Below are 22100 nucleotides of genomic sequence, written 5' to 3'. Positions count from 1 at the left end.
ACGATCGCACCAGGAGCGTCACTTCATGAGCACCCCCTCCCGCCGCAGACTCGCCAAGGGCATCGCCTGGACCGCGCCGGCCATCACCATCGCCGCCACCGCCCCGTCGCTCGCCGCGTCCGAGAGCGAGATCCCGAGCATCGACGAGGGCCGCAGCCACGGCACCCGCTGCCAGGGCAGCTCCCAGGAGCCGGCCGGCTACAACAAGGGCTACCGCGTCTTCCTCGCCGTCGAGCCCGCGACCGCCCCGGCCCCGGTGCTCGTCTCCGTGGTCAACGGCAGCGGCGAGACCCAGACCGTCGTCTCCGGCCCGATCGCCGTCTCCGGCGAGCCCGGCGTCTACGAGTACGTCGTCGAGGGTGGCTCCAGCTCGACCTGGCTCGACATCACCTACACGATCGGCGACGGCCCGGTCACGGCCGGTCGCGTCCAGACCAGCCCGCACTGCGCCGGCTACCAGTACTGAGCCCTCTCCCCCTTCGCGGAGAGACATACCTCGACCCAGCCCTCCGTGCGGAGTGCTGGGTCGAGGTCTGTCTGCAGGCGGACAAAGGGGGTCACCCCCGCTGGGTGGAGTCCGTCACCTCGCCCACGAGCTCCTCGATGACGTCCTCGAGGAAGACGACGCCCAGCGTCGAGCCGGCGTCGTCGACGACGCGGGCCAAGTGGGTGCCGGTGCGCTGCATGGTCGCCAGCACGTCCTCGACCTCGTCGGCCGGCTGGACCGTCGCCATGCGGCGCAGCCGCTTGCGGGGCACCGGCTCGGCGCGCTCGGTCTCGTCGGCGTAGAGCACGTCCTTCAGGTGCAGGTAGCCCATGAGCTCGCCGGCCTCGTCGGTCGTCGGGTAGCGCGAGTAGCCGTAGCGGGCCACGAGCCGCTCGATGTCGTCGGGCGTCGCGTCGCGCGGCACGGTCACCAGGTCGGCGACGGGCACCCCGACGTCACGGGCGTCCTTGTCGGAGAACTCGAGGGCCGCGCCGACGAGGCCGTACTTCTCGGTCTCGACGAGCCCCTCGCGGTGCGACTCGGTGACGATGTGCTGCACCTCCTCGGCCGTGAAGGCCGAGCCGACCTCGTCCTTGGGGTCGATGCCCATGGCCCGGACGAAGGCCTTGGACACCCAGTCCATGACGAGGATGACCGGCTTGGCGATCTTCATGACCCACATGAGCGGCGGCACGAGCATGATCGCGGAGCGCTCGGGGCCGGCGATGGAGAGGTTCTTGGGGACCATCTCGCCGACGACGACGTGCAGGTAGACGACGATCGCGATGGCCAGGACGAGCGAGGTCGCGTCGGTGAAGGCGTGCGGCACGCCGATGCCCTCCATGACCGGGTGCAGCGCGTGGTGCAGCGCCGCCTCGGAGATGGCACCGAGGAGCACGGAGCAGATGGTGATGCCGAGCTGGCAGGTGGCCAGCAGGACACCGGTGTGCTGCAGGGCATCGACGGCGATGGCCGCGCGCTTGTTGCCCGCGTCGGCGAGGGGCTCGAGCTGCGAGCGCCGCGCGGACATCGCGGCGAACTCGGCGCCGACGAAGAAGCCGTTGGCGAGCAGCAGGGCGACGGTGATGAGCACGGTCGTCACTGGAGCTCACCCCCCTTCGTCCCACGCTCGTCGCTCGAGGCGTCCCCCTCCGGCGGGGCCTGGCGCACGAAGCGGAGGCGGTCGACGCGGCGGGTGTCCATGTCGGTGACGGTGACCTGCCAGCCGTCGAGGTCGACGACGTCGCCGACCTCGGGGACCCGGCCGAGCTCGGCCATGACCCAGCCGCCGACGGTCTCGTAGGCCGCGCCCTCGGGAACCTCGGCGCCGAGGCGGTCACGCACCTCGTCGGGGCGCCACAGGCCGGGCACGGTCCACACGCCGTCGCGGAGGCGGCGACCGGTGGTCTGTGCGAGGTCGTGCTCGTCGCTCACCTCGCCGACGATCTCCTCGACGAGGTCCTCGAGCGTGACGACGCCGGCGGTGCCGCCGTACTCGTCGACGACGACGCCCATCTGCAGGCCGGAGTCACGCAGCTGGATGAGCAGCGGGTCCAGGCGCAGGGTCTCGGGGACGACGATCGGGTCGATCATGAGCGCGGAGACGGGTACGCCGGCGCGGCGCTCGTGCGGGACGGCGATGGCCTTCTTGACGTGGACGACGCCGTCGATGTCGTCCCAGTCCTCCCCCGTGACGGGGAAGCGCGAGTGGCCGGTGCGGCGCGCGAGCGACACGAGGTCCTCGGCGGACGCGGTGCGGTCGATGGCGCTCGCGCGGTTGCGCGGGGTCATGACGTCGGCCGCCGTCTGCTCGCCGAAGCCGAGCGAGCGGGTCACGAGCCGGGCGGTGCCGGAGTCGAGGGTGCCGGCCTCGACGGAGGTGCGCACGAGCGAGGCGAGCTCGGCGGGGCTGCGGGCGGCCGACAGCTCCTCCTGCGGCTCGATGCCCATGCGGTGCAGCACCCAGTTGGCGCTGCCGTTGAGGACGAAGATCAGCGGCTTGAAGAGCACGCCGATGACGCGCATCGGCACGGCGACGAGCTTGGCGACGCCGAGCGGCGCCGACACGGCGAGGGTCTTGGGGACCATCTCGCCGAGGATCATCGAGAAGACGGTGGCGATGATCAGGGCCAGGCCGTCGGACGAGGAGGACGCCACGCTCTCCGGCAGCCCGAGGGCCTCGAGCCCCGGCTGGATGAGCGAGCCGACCGCGGGGCTGGCGATGTAGCCCAGCGCCAGGGTCGTGACGGTGATGCCGATCTGGCACGCGGAGAGCAGCGTGGAGAGCTGGCGAAGGGAGCCCAGCACGGGCTTGGCCGCGGTGTCGCCGTGGTCGACGGCTCGCTGGACGGCGGGTCGGTCGAGGGCGACGAGGGAGAACTCGGCAGCCACGAAGAGGGCGGTACCCAGAGTGAGCACCAGGGCCAGGATGAGAAGACCTATGGTCATGGTGGGCGAGATTCTACGGGGAGCCCGCTGAGCATTGCCTGTGTGCGCCAACTCTGCAAAACCCCAGGGTTTTGCAGAGTTCGGCTGGGCGGTCTCCCCCGACGGGGGGAGGCGAGGTTCAGACGAAAGGCGGATGCCCTCCCTTCGGCCGGGATGGTTGCATGGGCTGCGACATCACCGACGAAGGGGACCTGATGACCACGACAGGAGCGCGCGTCGAGGTGCGCAACCTGACGAAGCGGTTCGGCGGCTTCACGGCCGTCGACGACCTCAGCTTCAACGTCGAGCCCGGGAGGATCACCGGGTTCCTCGGACCCAACGGCGCCGGCAAGACGACGAGCCTGCGCATGCTGCTCGGCCTCGTCCACCAGACCTCCGGCACCGCGACGATCGACGGCCAGGACTACCGCGAGCTCGACCAGCCGCTGCGGGTCGTCGGCTCGGCGCTCGAGGCGACCAACTTCCACCCCGGCCGCTCCGGCCGCGACCACCTGAGGGCCCTCGCCGCGACCGCCGGCCTCCCCGCCACCCGCGTCGACGAGCTGCTCGAGCTCACCGGGATCCCCGCTGCCGCCCGCAAGCGGGCCGGCGGCTACAGCATGGGCATGCGCCAGCGCCTCGGCCTGGCCGCGGCCCTGCTCGGCGACCCGCGGCTGCTCGTCCTCGACGAGCCGGCCAACGGCCTCGACCCCGAGGGCATCCGCTGGCTGCGCGGCTTCCTGCGCCACCTCGCCGCCGAGGGCAAGACCGTGCTCGTGTCGAGCCACCTGCTGCAGGAGATCGAGCAGACCGTCGACGACGTCGTCATCATCGCCAACGGCAAGCTCGTCAAGGAGGGCACCGTCGGCGAGCTGCGCGGCACCGCCACGTCGCTCGTGCGCACGACCGACTCCGACGCGCTCGTCGGCGCGCTGCGCATCGCCGACGTGCCGGCCGCGGTCCAGGCAGACGGCGGCATCGTCGCCGAGACCGACGACCTGCGGCTGGTGGGCGACGTCGCCCTTCGCGCCGGGGTGCCGGTCCACGAGCTGCGGCCGCTCTCCGCGGACCTCGAGCAGCTCTTCTTCTCCCTCACCGAGGGGACCAACCGCAACCTCGGCGACGACCCGATGGCCGGCATCTCCCCGGTCTCGGCCCCGGGCCAGGAAGGAGGGACGCACTGATGCTGGGTGCGATCCGATCCGAGTTCCTCAAGTACTTCTCCACGCGCATGTGGTGGGGCATGGCCATCGCCGTGCTCCTCGTGAGCGCCGCCTTCGCGGCCCTCTTCGGCATCGTCTACACCCTCGACCAGAGCGGGGTGCCGCCGGAGTCGCAGATGCAGGCCGACCCGACGCAGATCGCCAACTCCGTCTACACGGGCGGTCTCGGCATCGCCTACCTCATCACGCTGGCCATCGGCGTCATGCAGATCGGCAGCGAGTACCGCCACAAGACGATCACGAGCACCTTCCTCTCGACGCCCAAGCGCACCACCGTCATGGGCGCCAAGGTCATCTCCCTGCTCGTCATCGGCGCCTTCTACGGCGTCATCTCGCTCATCGGTTCGGTGGGCGCCGGCGGCATCGTCCTCGCCGCACGCGGGGCCGAGGTCTTCCCGAGCGCGGAGGTCGGGCGCACGCTGCTGCTCAGCCTGCTCGTCCTCGGGCTGTGGGCGCTCATCGGCCTCGGCGTGGGCATCCTCATCCCCAACCAGGTGGCCGCGCTGCTCATCGCCATCGGCGTCGCGTGGATCGTCGAGCCGATCGCCGGCGTCATCCTCAGCTTCTGGGACTGGGGCGCCGACATCGCGAAGTTCCTGCCGTCGAGTGCGACCAATGCGATCGTCAGCGGGGTCGACGCCAGCGCCATGGGCGGCCCGGGCGGCGACCAGCTGCAGTGGTGGGCAGGGGCGCTCGTGCTCATCGCCTACGCCGCGGTCCTCGCCGGCATCGGCACCCTCCTCACCGTCCGCAAGGACATCGCCTGAGGAGCGAGGCACCAGCAGGACGAAGGGGGGAGCGAGCGCTCCCCCCTTCGTCACGTTCTGGGGAGCGGGGGGTGGCGGTTCGCGCCTCGCCTCAGGGAGCGGACCGGGGGCTCGCGCATGGGCTGCGTCACGTTAGGCTGGTCCGAGTGGGGTCCGCGCTGACTTCGGGCCCTGATTCGCGACTGTGACGAAAGAGGCGTATGCGCCGTGCCTGACCCCCAGGATGGCTCCGTGTCCCTGAACGACTTCGGCCCCAACGAGTGGCTCGTCGACGAGCTGTACGAGCAGTTCAAGAACGACCGCAACAGCGTCGACAAGGCCTGGTGGGAGTTCTTCGAGAACTACACTCCGGGCCAGTCCGGCGGGGACAACGGCACCAGCCCGAAGGGGGCTGCCGCGCAGGCCCCCGCCCCGGCGAAGGCGGAGCCGAAGAAGGCAGAGCCCAAGAAGGCGGAGGCCGCCCCGGCCAAGGCCGAGCCGAAGCAGGCGGAGGCCAAGGCCGAGCCGAAGCAGGCGGAGGCCAAGGCCGCGCCCGCGAAGACCGAGGCCGCCAAGAAGGCCGCGCCCACCCCGCGCGACGAGCAGCCGGCCAAGGCCCCCGAGCCGGCCGACGAGGACGTGCACTCCCCCCTTCGCGGTGCTGCCGCTCGGGTCGTGACCAACATGGAGGCCTCGCTCGAGGTGCCCACCGCGACGAGCGTGCGCGCCGTCCCGGCGAAGCTGCTCATCGACAACCGCATCGTCATCAACAACCACCTCGGCCGCAGCCGCGGTGGCAAGGTCTCCTTCACCCACCTCATCGGCTACGCGCTCATCAAGGCACTGCGCGCCATGCCGGAGATGAACGTCGGCTACACGACGAACGAGAAGGGCAAGCCGGTCGTCATCCAGCCGGCCCACGTCGGTCTCGGCATCGCCATCGACCTGCAGAAGGACGACGGCTCCCGCCAGCTCCTCGTGCCCGCGATCAAGCCGGCCGAGCAGATGGACTTCACGACCTTCTGGCGCGCCTACGAGGAGGTCGTCAAGAAGGCCCGCGGCAACAAGCTGACCGTCGAGGACTTCCAGGGCACGACGATGTCCTTGACCAACCCCGGCGGCATCGGCACCGTGCACTCGATGCCCCGCCTGATGAAGGGCCAGGGCGCGATCATCGGCGTCGGGGCCCTCGACTACCCGGCCGAGTGGCAGGGCGCGAGCACCGAGACGCTCAACCGCAACGCGGTCTCCAAGATCCTCACGCTGACCTCGACCTACGACCACCGCATCATCCAGGGTGCGCAGTCGGGTGAGTTCCTGCGGATCGTCCACGAGCTGCTGCTCGGCAAGGACAACTTCTACGACGAGATCTTCGAGAGCCTGCGCATCCCCTACGAGCCGGTGCGCTGGGTCCAGGACATCTCCACCACGCACGACGACGACATCAACAAGGTCGCGCGCGTGCAGGAGCTCATCCACTCCTACCGGGTCCGCGGTCACCTCATGGCCGACATCGACCCGCTGGAGTACAAGCAGCGTCGCCACGAGGACCTCGACATCACGAGCCACGGCCTGACGCTGTGGGACCTCGAGCGCCACTTCGCCACCGGCGGCTTCGGCGGCGAGCCCTTCCTCAAGCTGCGCAAGATCCTCGGCATCCTGCGTGACTCCTACTGCCGCACCACCGGCATCGAGTACATGCACATCCAGGACCCCGAGCAGCGCCGCTGGATGCAGGAGCGGGTCGAGGTCGGCTACGCGAAGACCACGAGCGACGAGCAGCTGCGGATCCTGCGCCGCCTCAACGCCGCCGAGGCCTTCGAGACCTTCCTGCAGACGAAGTTCGTCGGGCAGAAGCGATTTTCCCTCGAGGGTGGCGAGTCCGTCATCGCCGTGCTCGACCGCATCCTCACCCGCGCTGCCAGCGAGGGCATGGACGAGGTCTGCATCGGCATGCCGCACCGTGGCCGGCTCAACGTGCTGGCCAACATCGCGGGCAAGTCCTACGGGCAGATCTTCCGCGAGTTCGAGGGCCAGCTCGACCCGAAGTCCGTCCAGGGCTCCGGCGACGTGAAGTACCACCTGGGCACCGAGGGCGTCTTCACCGGCGAGGACGGCGAGACGACGAAGGTCTACCTCGCGGCCAACCCGAGCCACCTCGAGGCGGTCAACCCGGTGCTCGAGGGCATCGTGCGCGCCAAGCAGGACCGGCTCAACCACGGCGGCGAGGACTTCCCCGTCCTGCCGATCCTCATGCACGGTGACGCGGCCTTCGCGGGCCAGGGCGTCGTCGCGGAGACGCTGCAGCAGAGCCAGCTGCGCGGCTACCGCACCGGCGGCACGATCCACGTCATCGTCAACAACCAGGTCGGCTTCACCACCTCGCCGTCCGCGAGCCGCTCGTCGGTCTACAGCACCGACGTCGCGCGGATGATCCAGGCGCCGATCTTCCACGTCAACGGTGACGATCCGGAGGCCTGCGTGCGGGTCGCCGAGCTCGCCTTCGAGTTCCGGCAGAAGTTCCACAAGGACGTCGTCATCGACGTCGTGTGCTACCGCCGCCGCGGGCACAACGAGGGCGACGACCCGTCGATGACCCAGCCGCTGATGTACAAGCTCATCGAGTCCAAGCGCTCGGTGCGCAAGCTCTACACGGAGAGCCTCATCGGCCGCAACGACATCACGCCGGAGGAGGCCGACGCCGCGCTGCGCGACTACCAGGCCCAGCTCGAGCGCGTCTTCGTCGAGACGAAGGAGGCCCTCAAGGCCCCCGCGTCGCCGGCCGACGCGTCGAGCGACTCCGGTGACACCGGCTCCGACGCCCCCGACAACGCCGGTCTGGAGCGCCCGTCCTCGCAGACGAGCGACTCGACGACCCGCTCGGCCGACGAGACCGCGATCTCCGAGACCGACCTCAAGCACATCGGTGACGTCTTCGACTCCCCGCCGGCGGACTTCACGATCCACCCCAAGCTGCAGCAGGCCATGCAGAAGCGTGCCGCCTCCGTCAGCGAGGGCGGCATCGACTGGGGCACCGGCGAGATGATCGCCGTCGGCTCCCTGCTCATGGACGGCACCCCGGTGCGTCTGGCCGGTCAGGACTCGCGTCGCGGCACCTTCGTGCAGCGGCACGCGGTCCTCATCGACAAGAACGACGGCGAGGAGTGGACGCCGCTCAACTACCTCGGTGGCGGCCAGGCCCGCTTCTGGGTCTACGACTCGCTGCTGTCGGAGTTCGCTGCCCTCGGCTTCGAGTACGGCTACTCCGTCGAGCGCCCCGACGCGCTCGTGATGTGGGAGGCCCAGTTCGGTGACTTCGTCAACGGCGCGGCCACGATCATCGACGAGTTCATCTCCTCCTCGGAGCAGAAGTGGGGCCAGAACTCCTCGGTCGTCCTCCTCCTGCCGCACGGCTACGAGGGCCAGGGGCCGGACCACTCCTCCGCCCGCATCGAGCGCTTCCTCGCGCTGTGCGCGCAGAACAACATGACGGTCGCCTTCCCGTCGACGCCGGCGAGCTACTTCCACCTGCTGCGTCGTCAGGCCTACCACCGTCCGCGTCGTCCGCTCATCGTCTTCACCCCGAAGTCGATGCTGCGCCTGAAGGCCGCGAGCAGCCAGCCCGAGGACTTCACCTCCGGCGGCTTCCGCGCGGTCCTGCCCGACATGACCCAGCCGAAGGGGGACCAGGTCACCCGGGTGCTCATCGCCGCGGGCAAGGTCACGTGGGACCTCGAGGCCGAGCGCAAGAAGCGCGGCGACGAGCAGACCGCGATCCTGCACCTCGAGCGCTTCTACCCGCTGCCGGGTGAGGAACTCGCGGCCGAGCTGGCGAAGTACCCGAACGCCGAGCTCGTGCTCGTGCAGGAGGAGCCGGAGAACCAGGGTGCGTGGCCCTTCCTGGCCATGAACCTGCCGGCCGACCTGGCCAAGCACGGCGAGACCCGCGGTCTGACCGCGGTGACCCGCCCGCCGAGCGCCTCCCCCGCTGCCGGTACCGCGAAGAAGCACGCGCAGGAGCAGGCGGACCTCATCGACCGCGCCTTCGACCGCTGATGTACTTCACGGACCGCGGCATCGAGGAGCTCGCGGACCGACGTGGTGAGGAGCAGGTCACTCTCGAGTGGGTGAGTGACCAGCTCCGCACCTTCGTCGACCTCAACCCCGAGTTCGAGACGCCGATCGAGCGACTCGCGTCGTGGCTGGCACGCCTCGACGACGAGGAGCTCGACGACGAGTAACGTCGGCCGGGACCCACAGACCGACCCACCCCAGGAGTACCCCACGTGAGCGGCCACCCGATGACGGACGCAGCCGGCAACGAGTTCACCCCCAGCGCGACCTTCGGCCAGGAGGACGGGCGCCGGGAGATCTCGCTGGTCTTCATCGGCGACTCCTTCGTCGCCGGCGAGGGTGACGACAAGGCTCTTGGGTGGGTCGGTCGGGTCATGGCCCGCACCCAGGTCAAGGACGCGGTCGTCGCGCACTACAACCTCGGGGTGCGCGGCGAGACCGCCGGCGGGGTCGCCGAGCGCTGGCTGCGCGAGTCCCCCGCCCGCTTCGAGGGGGTCTTCGAGCGGCGGCTGGTCGTCCAGATCGGCCATGCCGACGTCGCCCAGGCCACCTCGATCGCCCGCCTGCGGCTCAACCTCGCCAACATCCTCGACGAGGCCTCGAGCCAGGGTGTCGCGACCTTCGTCGTCGGCCCCCCGCCCTCCGCCGACCCGGAGGTCAACAACCAGCTGCGCCACGTCGTCGAGGCCCAGCGCGACGTCTGCGACCGCCGGGGCGTCACCTTCGTCGATACCTACACCCCGCTGGCCGGCCACGACCAGTGGGAGTCCGACATCGCCGCCTCCGCTGATGGCGTGCACCCCGGCCAGGCGGGCTACGGCCTGATCGCCTGGCTCGTGCTGCACCACGGCTGGGGCGAGTGGATCGGCTGACCCCGGTCCCCCTTCCCACCTTCCTCGCCTCCTGCGAGCCCTCCTGCAGGGCCCCCGGCCCGCTCGGTTGAGGTATCCCTGACCGACTATCCGGTCGCCGCCACCTCAACCCAGCAGGCAACCTCCGACCCCAGCTCCCCCAACGCGCGGGTTGAGGTATCTCTGACCGACTATCCGGTCGCTCACACCTCGTCCGGTGGCACCTCGAGCGTGTCTGCGTTGTGTCTGGCGAGGTTTTCCCGTGCCCACCCGGAGCGAAGGGCGGCAGTCACCTGATCCATGAAGGCGTCGGCATCGAGCCGCCAGCCCAGGACGTTGATGCGCAGCACGCGGTCCCCGTCGATGACGACCTGGTTGGCTCGGAGGGCGTCGGCGACACCGTTGAGTCCCCAGAGATGGCCGGCGCCATCGATCTCGACGACCAGCCCGTGCTTTTCGAAGAGCACGTCGAGGTACACCCTCCCTTTGGACCCCGTGCGCACCGCCTGGCGAGTCGGCTCCGGAAGCCCGCGCGCCCGGCATGCCGCCGCGAAGTCGAGCTCGTTGAGCGAGTGGGCGCCGGTGGCGATGTCGGCGACGACCTGTGCGATGAAGGCTCTGCGCGTCCGCCCCTTGACGATCTGCCCTGCCGTGACGAGTTGATCGGGGGTGACAAGGCGCTGTTGCACGGCCATCGCGAGCAGAGTCGCTGCCGCGCGGTCGCTCGCCGCCCAGTGCGCGGCCCGGATCGCTGCCACTGCGGGGCGCGTGCGCGGTACCCCCGAGGAGATGACCTCGTCGGGGACGCGGCGAGCGAGCTTGCGCACCTGTACTCCCTCACGGTGGGTCCGGTCGTGCCGGTGGACGACGGACACGAAGACGACGTCGCCTTCGTCCCACCCCTTGAGCCCGGCGAGCTGGAGCGAGCTCACCCCGTCGATGACGGCGATCCTCTCCCCCGTCTCCCACACGCCTCGCCAGCACCGGGCGTGAAACGCCAACGGCCCGGTGCGCACAGCGAAGGTCCGGCTGCCGCACTTCGTCCAACGACCGGCCGAGACCTGACGCGCTGCCTGCTGCCGGCTCACTCCGATGGCGCGCAGCATCTGGTGGCTAACGACGAAGTCGGTGTCCTCCGCGACGGCGAGCACCCGCTGATGGCGGTCCAGCGGTCCTTCGCGCGTGACGTGCGGTCGACCCCCTTCGTCGTCGTGGCTGTGGGCATCCTCTGGCTGCTCGGGCGTGGTGTCGGTCATCTCCGAACAGTGGAGGAGAGTGCTCCCCTCGCGGCCCCCCCTCGCGAGATCGGTGGACAACTGGACCCGCCCAGACAAACTTGGGGACAACCGTGTCGACGCGTCGAGGTATCAGCGGACGAGGTACCTCCGACCGATTAGTCGGTCACGGTTACCTCGACCCAGCGCCATGAGCGCGAGCACGCCCCGCTGACCCCGCCAGTAGAGGTACCTCCGACCGAATAGACGGTCGCGATTACCTCAACCGAGCTGCTGGGGGTGGGGCAACCGACCTCGCGACCTCCCGACCCAGCCGCTCACGCAGCCGGAGCCAGCGGCTTGGGCCGAGAGCAGCCGAAGACCCACCCCCACCGCGTGCGCGCGAGCAGCAGCCCGAGGGTCCACGGGGCGACCACCGCCACGACGGCGACGAGCCACGGGTTGTAGTCCTTGCCCAGCCACACGAAGAGCGCGTGCAGCAGGATGACCGCCATGCCCGACTGGGCGAGCGTGCTGATCCGGTGCGACCAGATCCCGCCGATGTAGATCGGGGCCATGATCATCCCGGCGCTGATGAGGATCCCCGCGAGGACGGCCCACACCGGCTCGTTGAACTGCGCGAACTTCAGGTTGAGGTTGCCCACCCCCGGCCGGGTCGTGATCCACACCCCGAGGGCGAAGGTCGCGATCGCCATCACCCACAGCGTCCGGCGACTCCACCGCGAGCGCTGCCCCGAGCGCCCGGTGAGCAGCCGCGCGAGGTAGCCCGCCTGCACGAAGATCACGCACCCCAGCCCCTGCGCGATCGCGAAGGGCGAGTTCACCGAGATGTCCTGGTAGATCTGCACGAGCGCGCACAGCCCCACGCCCACCCCGATCTGCAGCCACAGCGGCAGGCGCAGCGCCTCCATGGCGCGGACGACGACGACGGCGACGAAAAGCGCGGTGATGAACCAGAAGGCGGAGTACGGCTCGATCGCATAGGCCCCACCGGGCAGCTGCTCCTCGACCTTGCCGGTGCTGTCGCGCCCCCTTCGCCACAGCTCGAGCCCGTAGACGAGGGAGACGATCGCAAACCACGGGACGTACGGCAGCAGCAGGGTCTTGGCGCGCACCTTGACCTCGCTGCCGAAGTCACGTGACCCCGGCCGCCACAGCCACCCCGACAACATGAAGTACAGCGGCACGTGCCAGGGGTAGACGTAGTCCGGCAGCGGCTTGAGGCCCTCGATGTGCCCGAGGACGATCGCGACCGTGCCGACGACCCGCAGCAGGTCGAGATAGCCGTTGCGCATCCCGGCATGGTCCCAAAAACCGAGGGCGAAGGGGAATCACAGCACCTTTTCGCTCCGGGCGTAGCGGGCCTCGGTCGCCGTCTTGTGCGGGCGCCACCAGTCCTCGTGGGCGCGGTACCACTCGATCGTCGCGGCGAGCCCCGAGCGGAAGTCGCGGTACCGAGGCTCCCAGCCGAGCTCCTCGCGCAGCCGGCTCCAGTCGATGGCGTAGCGCCGGTCGTGCCCGGGGCGGTCGGTGACGTGGTCGTAGCCGGCCTCGCGGCCCATGAGCTCGAGCACCGACTCGACGACGGTCTTGTTGTCGACCTCGCCGTCGGCGCCGATGAGATAGGTCTCGCCGAGCTGCCCGCGGTCGATGATCGCCCAGACGGCGCTGTTGTGGTCGTCGACGTGGATCCAGTCGCGCACGTTGAGCCCGTCGCCGTAGAGCCGCGGCCGGCGCCCGTCGATGAGCTCGGTGATCTGGCGCGGGATGAACTTCTCGACGTGCTGGCGGGGGCCGTAGTTGTTCGAGCAGTTGGAGATCGTCGCCTCGACGCCGAAGGACCTCACCCACGCCCGCACGAGCAGGTCACTCGCCCCCTTCGTCGACGAATAGGGGCTCGACGGGTTGTAGGGCGTGGCCTCGCTGAAGCGCTCCGGCGAGTCGAGCTCGAGGTCGCCGTAGACCTCGTCGGTGGAGATGTGGTGGTAGCGCACGCCGTGGCGTCGGACGGCCTCGAGCAGCTCGTAGGTGCCGACGACATTGGTCTGGACGAAGGGCCCCGGCGACGCCAGCGAGTTGTCGTTGTGCGACTCGGCGGCGAAGTGCACCACCACGTCGGCCTCCCCGACGAGCCGGTCGACGAGAGCAGCGTCCTCGACGCGGCCTTCGACGAAGCGCACGTCGTCGATCACCCCGTCGAGCGAGCGCAGCGACCCCGCATAGGTGAGCGCGTCGAGCACGGTCACCTCCGCGTCCGGTCGCGTCGCCAGTGTCTGGTGGACGAAGTTGCTCCCGATGAAGCCGGCTCCCCCGGTCACGAGCACGCGCATGTCAGCTCCCCTCCGTCTCGGTGGCTGAGGAGGCCGTCCGCGGCCGTCTCGAAGCCACGTGGTCCCGCAGCGCCTCCACCTGGTCCACGGGCTCGTACCCCGTCGCCACCAGCCGGTCGAGCGCGAGCGTCGAGTGCCGCGGCCGCGGGGCGCTCACCCGGTCGCCGAGCCCGGCCTCGTAGTCGGCCGTCGTCACCGCGGTCACGTCGTCCGGCGAGCGCCCCCGCAGCGCGAAGACCGCCCGGGCGATCGCGGCCCACGTCATCGGCTCCCCCGCCTGCGTGAGGTTGTACGTGCCGAAGGGAGCCCCGCTCGCCACGAGGTGAAGCGTGGCCGCCGCGATCTCGTCGGCGAAGCTCAGGCGGCCCCACTGGTCGTCGACGACGCGGGGGGACCTCCCTTCGTCCGCCAGGCGGGCCATCGTCGCGACGAAGTTGCCCCCGTCCCCCACCACCCAGGACGTGCGCAGCACGTAGTGGCGCGGGGCGACGCCGACGGCGAGGTCGCCGGCGGCCTTGGTGCGGCCGTACTCGCTCACCGGGGTGAGGGCCTCCCCTTCGTCATGGACCTCGCGCTGCCCGTCGAAGACGTAGTCCGAGGAGTAGTGCACGAGGGTGGCGCCGGCGGCCGCGGCGCGGCGGGCGAGCTGGGCGGGCAGCTCGGCATTGAGCCGCCAGGCGAGCCGGCTGCCGTCGGGGGTCTCGGCGGCGTCGACGGCGGTCATCGCGGCGGCATTGATGATGAGGTCGTGGCCGCTGAGGTCGAGGGCTTCGACGGCGGCGGGGTCGGTGAGGTCGAGCTCGTCGCGCCCCGGCGCGACGGCGTCGGGCAGGAGTCGACGCAGGGCGGAGCCGACCTGCCCGCTGCCCCCGAGGAGCAGGGCCGGCTTCGGGACGAAGGGGGTGACCTCCGCCAGTCGCGGGTTGGTCCGGTCCTTGTCACTGATCTGCGCCCCCTCACACCCACTCTGCGACAACGGGATCGGCCACTCGATGGCGGCGGTCGGGTCGTCGAGGGCGAGCGCGGGATAGGTGAGGTCGGGTCGCCAGTGCTCGTTGACGAGATAGGAGTAGACGGTCTCGTCGGCGAGGGCTTGGTAGGAGTTGCCGACGCCGCGCGGCACGAAGACCGCGGTGCTCTCGTCGAGCTCGAGGGTGACGGTGGCGCCGAAGCCCGTGCCCGCCCGCAGGTCGACCCACGCGCCGAAGACCCGGCCGTGGACGACGGTGACGAGCTTGTCCCAGGGTTCGGCATGGACGCCGCGAGTCGCGCCGCGAGCGGCGTTGTGCGAGACGTTGTGCTGCACCGGCCCGAAGTCGGGCAGCCCCGCCGCGACCATCTTCGCCCGCTGCCAGGACTCGGTGAACCACCCCCGCGCGTCACGGTGCACCGGGCGACGGACGACGAGCAGGCCCGGGATCAGGGTGCGCTCGATGCTCAGGTCCATGCTCGGAGGCTATCGGCCGCGGACCCGCGGAGGTGTCGGCGTCGCTACCCTCGACCCATGCGCGGCATCATCCTCGCGGGGGGCACAGGCAGCCGGCTCCACCCGATCACCCAGGGCATCTCCAAGCAGCTCGTGCCGGTCTACGACAAGCCGATGATCTACTACCCGCTGAGCACCCTCATGCTCGCCGGCATCCGCGAGGTCCTCGTCATCACCACCCCGCACGAGGCCCCCCAGTTCGAGCGGCTGCTCGGCGACGGCAGCCAGTTCGGCATCACCATCACCTATGCCCAGCAGCCCAGCCCCGACGGGCTGGCCCAGGCCTTCGTCATCGGCGAGGAGCACGTCGCCGGCGACACGTCGGCCCTCGTCCTCGGCGACAACATCTTCTACGGGCCGGGCCTGGGCACCCAGCTGCGGCACTTCGACGACATCGAGGGCGCCGCCGTCTTTGGCTACCAGGTCGCGGACCCCTCCGCCTACGGCGTGGTCGACTTCGACGACGAAGGGAGGGCCCGTCACCTCGAGGAGAAGCCGGCCCGACCGCGGTCCCGCTTCGCCGTCCCGGGCCTGTACTTCTACGACGAGAGCGTCGTCGAGCGAGCCCGGGGGCTGCGCCCGTCCGCGCGCGGTGAGCTGGAGATCACCGACCTCAACCGCACCTATCTCGACGAGGGTCGCCTCCACGTCGAGGTGCTCCCCCGCGGCACGGCCTGGCTCGACACCGGCACCTTTGCCGCGCTCAACGACGCGAGCAACTACGTGCGCACCCTCGAAAACCGGCAGGGCCTGAAGATCGGCTGCCCCGAGGAGGTCGCCTGGCGCATGGGCTTCGTCGACGACGACGGTCTGCGCGCGCGCGCCGAGCCGCTCGTCAAGAGCGGCTACGGCCAGTACCTCCTCGACCTCCTCTAACCGTTGGTCGAGGTGCGAGGAGCTCTGCCTCTAACCGTTGGTCGAGGTGCGAGGAGCTCTGCGACGAGCCCCGAGACCCTGCGGAGCCTCGGCCCCCCCCTACCCCAGCGCCTCCGCCACCGTCTCCGCCCACAGCTGCGAGCCCGCCACCGACGGGTTGATCTCACCGTCGAGCAGCTCCTGCGCTGAGTCGGCGTCCTCGAAGGCCGCCGCGACGTCGATCGTCGGCAGCCCCGCGCCCTCCGCCCAGTCGGCAATGGCGGTGCGGGTCGGCTCGTTGGCGTCGTCGGCCTGCGGGTTCTGCAGGACGACGACGACCGGCGCCTCGGGGTAGCGGTCGGCAACCTGCTCGCTGAGCTCCTCGAGCCCCTCCGCTGCGGCGTCGCCCGACTCCTCGTAGTGGCCGTAGTTGAGCAGCACGAGGTCCGGGTCCTGCGCGGGCCAGATCGCGTCGTGGTCGAGCGGGTAGTCGGCAGTGCCCCTGTTCATGGCGCCCGACCAGATCCGCGTCTCCTCGGTCTCGTCGACGTAGCCCGCCTCGCCCGCCGTGTCCCAGAGCGCGACGGGCATCTGGGCCTGCTGCCCCCACTGGCTCACCCAGTCCTCGCTGCCGTTGCCGGTCGAGTCCCCGAGCACGAGCACCCGCGACCCGTCGCCGGCGAGCGCATCGCGCGCATCGTCCGTGGTCCAGGTCGGCTCGGTGTCAGCCTGCGTCGTACTCGCCGACGAGGACGAAGGGGACGCCTGCTGGTCGATCGAGTCGCTGGCCCGCCCGGCCGACGCGAAGACGTAGGCCCACAGGCCTCCCACGACGAGCAGCAGGACGGCAACGGTCGCCAGGGCGACGACGCGTGAGCTCCACACCTTGGATGACATACCGGGCACGTTAGCTTCCAGATCGATCCGCGGCCCGCTCGCGGCTAGGCGAACTGCCGCTCGAAGGCCACGATCCGCTCGACCGCGGCGTCCACCTCGCGGGCCATCTGGTCGAAGACCTCCTGGGGCTGCCGGTAGGGGTCGGCGATGTCGTCGGCGCCGTCGGCCACCCGGCTCAGCCCCCGCTCACGTGCCAGGTGCGAAGGGAGCGCCGCCCACCGCTCCTCCGGCGTGGTCAACCCGGCGAGCCGCTGCGTCCACGGCTCCCGAGCATCGGCGGAGTCGAGCAGCCGCGCGAACTCCTTGAGGGTGAAGGCGCGCTTGAGGTGCCGCGGCGAGTGGGACAGCACCGCCTTGCGGTGGCTGACCTCGAGCGGCAGGACGATGTCGACGTCGTCGAGCATCGCCTCGGAGATCTGACGTGCCCGGAACTCCTCGTGGGGCACTCCTCGCGCGTCGAGGATGTGCGCGCTGCCGGGATCGACCGGGTTGTCGATGAGCGCCCCGGTCCCGGCGCTGCTGACCTCGAAGCTCCCGGGCCGCAGCTGCTCCAAGGCTGCCTGCAGAGTGAGGTGGGCGTAGGGGGACCGGCAGATGTTGCCGGTGCAGACGGTCATGAGGGTCACGGCCATGGCCACATCATGCCGTGCCCGCGAGCGTGTGCGACACTCTCCCCTGATTCGCTCATCAGATGAGAGGCACGGGGCGCGTGGAGCTGCAGGACTACCTGAGGATCCTTCGCAAGAGGTGGATCACCATCGTGGTGACCATGCTCGTGGTCGTGGGGCTGGCTGGTCTCCTCACGGCCCTGCAGGAGAAGAAGTACACCTCCAGCACGCAGTTCTTCGTCTCCGTCTCGGGGGCGGACACCACTGCCCTGCAGCAGGGGAGCACCTTCACCCAGGAGCGGGTGAAGTCCTACGCCCAGCTGCTCAAGACGCCGCGCGCACTGGATCCCGTGGTCGAGGAGCTCGACGACGGCACCAAGACCGCTGATCTCGCCAGCTCCATCAACGTGACCACCCCACCCGAGACTGTGATGCTCGAGGTCGCAGTCATGGACACATCCCCCCGGCACGCCCAGAAGGTCGCCACCGCCATCGGCGAGACATTTCCTCGGGTCGTGGCCGAGGTCGAGCGACCGGAAGGTTCGCGTCAGGCGTCGCCGATCAAGGTGTCCCTGGTGGAGCCTGCATCGACCAGCATGAAGCCTACGAGCCCGGTCCCCGTCCGGAACCTCGCGCTCGGCGTCTTCCTCGGACTCCTGCTCGGCCTTGGGCTGGCCGTGGTGCGTCACCTGCTCGACACGACCGTGCGTACGGACAACGACGTCGAGGAGATCACCGAGGAGCCGGTCATCGGTGCGGTGCACTACGACCCGCGAGCCGGCAAGGAGCCGCTCATCGTCGAGAGCGACCCCTCGTCGCCGCGGTCCGAGGCTTTCCGCGCGGTCCGCACCAACTTGATGTTCGTCAACGCGGCCAACCACCCGCGCACGATCCTGCTCACGTCCTCGATCCCGGGTGAGGGCAAGTCGACGACGATCGCCAACCTTGCCCTGACCCTCGCCAAGTCGGGCTCGAGCGTCTGCCTCATCGAGGGTGACCTGCGTCGCCCGCGCCTGCTCGACTACCTCGGCCTCGAGGGCAGCGCCGGCCTGACCGACGTGCTCATCGACCGCGCCGAGCTCGACGACGTCCTGCAGCCCTACGGCGCGGACCGCCTCGAGATCATCGGCGCCGGAGCTATCCCGCCCAACCCGAGCGAGCTCCTCGCCTCCGACGCGATGACGAACGTCCTCGCGCGGCTGTCCGCACGGTTCGACTACGTCCTCATCGACACACCTCCGGTGCTGCCAGTGACCGACGCCGTCGTGCTGAGCACCAAGGTCGACGGCGTCATCGTCCTCGTCGGCACGACCATCGTGCGCAAGGAGCAGCTCGCGGCGACGCTCGAGTCGTTGGCCGCAGTCGACAACACGATGCTCGGGCTGGTGCTCAACCGGGTGGGGCACAAGAGCTCCGGCGGCTACGGCGCCGGGTACTACGGCTACTACGACCCGGAGACCCACCCCACGTCGCGCTCGGCGCGGCGCGAGGGCAGGGACGGCCGCAAGTCCAAGGTGCTCACCAGGTCTCGCTGACAAAAATCCCCTCAAAGCGGTGCGCGACGCGCGCCCCCTCACTAGGCTCTGCGCACGTGCTCATGCCATGAGCGGGCGAGCCTTCCGAGGGGAGTCCTACGATGAAACTGTCCATGGTCGCCGCCTGCGCGGCGACGTCTGCGCTCGTCCTGTCCGAGCCCACCGCGGCCCACGCCGATACGACAGCAGGGCCATCACCGAGCGTCGCCTACACGGGTCTGGCTTACGGCACTCAGGTGTCGGCACTCGACTCGACTGTCCGGCTAGGCAAGACGCCCGTGTCCTCCGTGAGCTGCACCTCCAAGGCAGGTACCTACACCACGAAGTCCCTTGCCGGGGTGACGCTCCCCCTCGTGGGAAACGTGGGTGCGGTGACCACTCTCGTCCGAACCACGGAGACCAGCACACACAAGCGCACCAACGCCCAGTCACGGGTGGCCGGCGTCAACCTCCTGGGCGGGCAGATCAAGGCCGACGCCATCAATGCCAATGCCTCCGCCTACGCTAAGGCCGGCAGCGTCAACACCGGGGTCAACACCCTGACCCTTACCAACCTGACGATCGCGGGACGCCCGATCTCGGCCAACGTCGCGAAGAACACCAAGGTCACCATCCCCGGTGTTGCCGAGGTCACCGTCAACAAGCAGACCCAAGGCCTGAGCAAGACCGGTTACTACAGCGCCGTCACGACGGGCCTGAGCGTCGAGCTGCTCGAGGACAACCCGCTCGGTCTGCCGACGAGCACGAAGATCAACATCGCCGGCGCCACGGCAACGGTAGCCACCACTCCCGGGGACTCGACATATGCGGGACGCGGTTTCTCGACTCGAGTCCGCGCCCTGGGTGGCGCTGTCACTTCAGCAGAGACCGCGAGCGCTGGAGTCCCCTGTCTGGGCGGCACCAACCGCAACGAGCTCGCAGGGGTCAACGTGCCGCTGCTCGTCAACACCGGGACGACCGAGACCACGGCACGGGGACTGACCGACTCCACCCGTGACTGGACCCGGGTCACCAACCGGACCGCGTCGCCGAGCCTCCTCGGCGGGCTCATCACAGCCGATGCCATCGTGGCGGAGACCACTGTCGGCAAGTGGAAAGACAGCGGGCGAACGACGTACAACGACACCTCCAAGTTCGTCGGGTTGAAGATCGCGGGCAAGCCCGTGGCCGACGTCGACCTCGCACCCAACTCGACGATCGAGATCCCCGGTGTGGCCAAGGTCGTGGTGCACCAGCAGATCAAGGGCCAGGGCAGCATGTCCGTGACGATGCTCCGCGTCGAGCTCCTCCAGGGGGTGGCCGGGCTCCCCGTCGGCTCGATCATCGAGGTCGGCTACAGCCGCAGTGATCTGAACTAGGATCTCACGACCGCACGGCGACCGGCCCACCACGTCGACCCGGACGTGGTGGGCCGATCGCCGCCCTCTCTCCGGACCCACGTCGCCGGGCGCCAGATGCTGTGCCAAACTCTGCTCGTACCGGAGTATCCCAAGGGAGGCATGGCCCACTGTGACTTCGATGGCAGCGAACCGCTCCCACTCGACCACGTCCCGACGTCACCGTCGCAATCGCTGGGTGTGGGCCGGGGTCGACGTCCTCGTCATTTTCACGGCCGTCTGCTTCGCCGCCTGGCTGCGTTATGACTTCGACCTCGAGTCAGCGCTGACCACACCGGTCTTCACCGTGGCGGCCGTCGCCGCCGCGGGGCACCTACTCGTCGGCAGCATCTTCGGACCGTATGCCGTGGGCCACCTGCGCGGTTCCTACGAGGAGATCGTCGACATTACGCGCGCCGCGATCCTCTGGGCCATCCCGCTCCAGGTCGCGACCCTGCTCGGCCCTTGGCCCCTCGGACCACGGTCGCTCCCCTTCACCGCCGGAGCCATCGCGCTTCTTGGCATGTTCGGTGCCCGCTTCGTCCTGCGCGCTCTCCGCGGTCGGGTCGACCCGCAGGGCGTCGCCGAGACGCGGGTCATCGTCTTCGGCGCCGGCGAGGGTGGCCGTCAGCTCGTCCGCGCCCTGACGCGCGACCCCGGGACCAAGATGACCCCCGTGGGCCTGCTCGACGACGACCGGAGCAAGCGCCGGATGCGCATCGACGGAGTCCGGGTGCTCGGCACCTCCGAGGACCTGGTCAGGGTGGCCGCCCACCACGAGGCCACGACGTTGGCCATCGCCGTCCCCAGCGCCAGCCCGGCCCTGGTCAAGAGGCTGCGAGCCAGCGCCTACGAGGCCGGCCTGGACACCAAGATCCTGCCAAGGACCACCGAGCTGCTCGGTGGCCCCGGGGGCGGCGACCTGCGCAACCTCGACCTCGCGGACTTCCTCGGCCGAGGGACGATCCAGCTCGATGCCTCGGCGATCACCGACTCCATCTCCGGCCGGACCGTGCTCGTCACCGGCGCCGGCGGATCGATCGGCTCGGAGCTGTGCCGGCAGATCACCCGGTTCGGCCCCAAGAAGCTCGTCATGCTCGACCGCGACGAGTCGGCCTTGCACGGCACCCAGCTGTCCGTGACGGGTCAGGGCCTCCTCGAGTCCGACGACGTGGTGCTCGCCGACATCCGCGACGGCGACCGGATGGTGGAGGTCTTCGAGCAGCACCGCCCCGAGGTCGTCTTCCACGCCGCCGCGCTCAAGCACCTGCCGCTGCTCGAGATGTACCCGGAGGAGGCGTGGAAGACCAACGTGCTGGGCACGCTCAACGTCCTACGTGCCGCCCACCGCACCGGTGTGAGCACCTTCGTCAACGTCTCGACCGACAAGGCCGCCAATCCGTCCTGCGTCCTCGGCTACAGCAAGCGAGTCACCGAGCGCCTGACCGCGGACTTCGCCGACAAGGACGAGCACACCTACGTCAGCGTGCGCTTCGGCAACGTCCTGGGTTCGCGCGGCTCGGTCATCACCGCCTTCACCGCGCAGATCGAGCAGGGCGGCCCGATCACGGTCACCCACCCCGACGTCGAGCGCTACTTCATGCTCATCCCCGAGGCCTGCCAGCTCGTGCTGCAGGCAGCCGCGATCGGCCGCGACGGCGAGGTCATGGTGCTCGACATGGGCGAGCCGATGAAGATCGTCGAGGTGGCCCAGACCCTGGTCGACCTCTCCGGCCGCCGCGACATCGAGATCGTCTACACCGGGCTGCGTCCCGGCGAAAAGATGTCCGAGGAGCTCTTCACCCCCGGCGAGAGCATCCAGACCACTGCCCACCACCTCGTCACCAGCGTCCACGCTCCCCGCCTCGACAGCGATGTCGTCGGCGACCTCGAGCACGGCTCTCCCCGGGCCTCTGCCGAGTGGATGCACCGGGTGGCGACCGAAGACCTGACTGCGAGGTCCGTGTGAC

General features: G+C 69.9%; 18 protein-coding genes. 10 read left to right on the top strand and 8 right to left on the bottom strand.

What is annotated here, in order from left to right:
- Positions 1 to 25 precede the first annotated feature (25 nt).
- A complete protein-coding gene (locus tag ACQBJO_RS04555; protein ID WP_421006992.1) occupies positions 26 to 466 on the top strand; it encodes a hypothetical protein in 441 nt (146 codons plus the stop codon).
- 91 nt (positions 467 to 557) lie between these two features.
- On the opposite strand, the gene ACQBJO_RS04550 is transcribed toward ACQBJO_RS04555, so the two are convergent.
- Entirely contained in the window at positions 558 to 1589 is a 1032-nt protein-coding gene (locus ACQBJO_RS04550) for a hemolysin family protein (protein ID WP_421006993.1), read from the bottom strand.
- On the bottom strand, positions 1586 to 2935 hold the full coding sequence (locus tag ACQBJO_RS04545; protein ID WP_421006994.1) for a hemolysin family protein: 1350 nt from the start codon (positions 2933 to 2935) through the stop codon (positions 1586 to 1588). The genes ACQBJO_RS04550 and ACQBJO_RS04545 overlap by 4 nt, the downstream gene beginning before the upstream one ends.
- A 161-nt stretch (positions 2936 to 3096) precedes the next feature.
- Here ACQBJO_RS04545 and ACQBJO_RS04540 point away from each other — a divergent pair, with 161 nt between their 5' ends.
- From ACQBJO_RS04540 to ACQBJO_RS04520, 5 genes are all read left to right on the top strand, one after another.
- On the top strand, positions 3097 to 4098 hold the full coding sequence (locus ACQBJO_RS04540; protein ID WP_421006995.1) for an ABC transporter ATP-binding protein: 1002 nt from the start codon (positions 3097 to 3099) through the stop codon (positions 4096 to 4098).
- Positions 4098 to 4904, top strand: coding sequence for an ABC transporter permease (locus ACQBJO_RS04535; RefSeq protein WP_255185591.1), 807 nt, complete (start codon positions 4098 to 4100; stop codon positions 4902 to 4904). Before ACQBJO_RS04540 ends, ACQBJO_RS04535 begins: the two co-directional genes overlap by 1 nt.
- Positions 4905 to 5135: 231 nt before the next feature.
- Complete coding sequence (locus ACQBJO_RS04530) at positions 5136 to 8939, top strand: multifunctional oxoglutarate decarboxylase/oxoglutarate dehydrogenase thiamine pyrophosphate-binding subunit/dihydrolipoyllysine-residue succinyltransferase subunit (protein WP_421006996.1); 3804 nt, start codon at positions 5136 to 5138, stop codon at positions 8937 to 8939.
- Positions 8939 to 9124: a DUF6104 family protein gene (locus tag ACQBJO_RS04525; protein ID WP_255185589.1), complete on the top strand. Its 186-nt coding sequence runs from the start codon at positions 8939 to 8941 to the stop codon at positions 9122 to 9124. Before ACQBJO_RS04530 ends, ACQBJO_RS04525 begins: the two co-directional genes overlap by 1 nt.
- A gap of 45 nt (positions 9125 to 9169) precedes the next feature.
- Complete coding sequence (locus ACQBJO_RS04520; protein WP_421006997.1) at positions 9170 to 9829, top strand: GDSL-type esterase/lipase family protein; 660 nt, start codon at positions 9170 to 9172, stop codon at positions 9827 to 9829.
- Positions 9830 to 10011: 182 nt separating this feature from the next.
- On the opposite strand, the gene ACQBJO_RS04515 is transcribed toward ACQBJO_RS04520, so the two are convergent.
- The 4 genes from ACQBJO_RS04515 to ACQBJO_RS04500 all read right to left on the bottom strand — a co-directional run bounded on the left by ACQBJO_RS04515 (position 10012) and on the right by ACQBJO_RS04500 (position 14820).
- Positions 10012 to 11064 (bottom strand): hypothetical protein, encoded by a 1053-nt coding sequence (locus ACQBJO_RS04515; RefSeq protein ID WP_421006998.1) that lies wholly within the window; start codon positions 11062 to 11064, stop codon positions 10012 to 10014.
- Between the two features lie 296 nt (positions 11065 to 11360).
- A complete protein-coding gene (locus tag ACQBJO_RS04510) occupies positions 11361 to 12338 on the bottom strand; it encodes an acyltransferase family protein (protein ID WP_421006999.1) in 978 nt (325 codons plus the stop codon).
- 36 nt (positions 12339 to 12374) lie between these two features.
- Positions 12375 to 13373, bottom strand: coding sequence for a dTDP-glucose 4,6-dehydratase (rfbB, locus tag ACQBJO_RS04505; protein ID WP_421007000.1), 999 nt, complete (start codon positions 13371 to 13373; stop codon positions 12375 to 12377).
- A gap of 1 nt (position 13374) precedes the next feature.
- The gene (locus tag ACQBJO_RS04500) at positions 13375 to 14820 is read right to left on the bottom strand and encodes a sugar nucleotide-binding protein (protein ID WP_421007001.1); all 1446 of its coding nucleotides are present in this window, start codon (positions 14818 to 14820) and stop codon (positions 13375 to 13377) included.
- A 57-nt stretch (positions 14821 to 14877) separates the two neighbouring features.
- On the opposite strand from ACQBJO_RS04500, the gene rfbA reads away from it, so the two are divergent.
- Positions 14878 to 15735 carry a glucose-1-phosphate thymidylyltransferase RfbA gene (rfbA, locus tag ACQBJO_RS04495; protein WP_421007002.1) on the top strand — a complete coding sequence of 286 codons (858 nt, stop codon included), beginning with the start codon at positions 14878 to 14880 and terminating at the stop codon, positions 15733 to 15735.
- A gap of 99 nt (positions 15736 to 15834) precedes the next feature.
- On the opposite strand, the gene ACQBJO_RS04490 is transcribed toward rfbA, so the two are convergent.
- A complete protein-coding gene (locus tag ACQBJO_RS04490) occupies positions 15835 to 16611 on the bottom strand; it encodes an SGNH/GDSL hydrolase family protein (protein ID WP_421007003.1) in 777 nt (258 codons plus the stop codon).
- A gap of 44 nt (positions 16612 to 16655) precedes the next feature.
- On the bottom strand, positions 16656 to 17243 hold the full coding sequence (locus ACQBJO_RS04485) for a low molecular weight phosphatase family protein (RefSeq protein WP_421007004.1): 588 nt from the start codon (positions 17241 to 17243) through the stop codon (positions 16656 to 16658).
- 77 nt (positions 17244 to 17320) lie between these two features.
- Here ACQBJO_RS04485 and ACQBJO_RS04480 point away from each other — a divergent pair, with 77 nt between their 5' ends.
- The 3 genes from ACQBJO_RS04480 (at position 17321) to ACQBJO_RS04470 (ending at position 22099) form a co-directional block, all read left to right on the top strand.
- On the top strand, positions 17321 to 18754 hold the full coding sequence (locus tag ACQBJO_RS04480) for a polysaccharide biosynthesis tyrosine autokinase (RefSeq protein ID WP_421007005.1): 1434 nt from the start codon (positions 17321 to 17323) through the stop codon (positions 18752 to 18754).
- A 101-nt stretch (positions 18755 to 18855) separates the two neighbouring features.
- Positions 18856 to 20112 (top strand): choice-of-anchor P family protein, encoded by a 1257-nt coding sequence (locus ACQBJO_RS04475; RefSeq protein WP_430407152.1) that lies wholly within the window; start codon positions 18856 to 18858, stop codon positions 20110 to 20112.
- 160 nt (positions 20113 to 20272) lie between these two features.
- Positions 20273 to 22099, top strand: a complete 1827-nt coding sequence (locus ACQBJO_RS04470) for a polysaccharide biosynthesis protein (protein WP_421007006.1) — start codon at positions 20273 to 20275, stop codon at positions 22097 to 22099.
- Position 22100: the final 1 nt, after the last annotated feature.

Origin of the sequence: Janibacter zhangyanbonis (genome assembly GCF_050507325.1) — a bacterium.
In the GTDB taxonomy this organism is placed as follows: Bacteria; Actinomycetota; Actinomycetes; order Actinomycetales; family Dermatophilaceae; genus Janibacter.
This window is presented reverse-complemented; position numbering and strand designations above follow the sequence as displayed.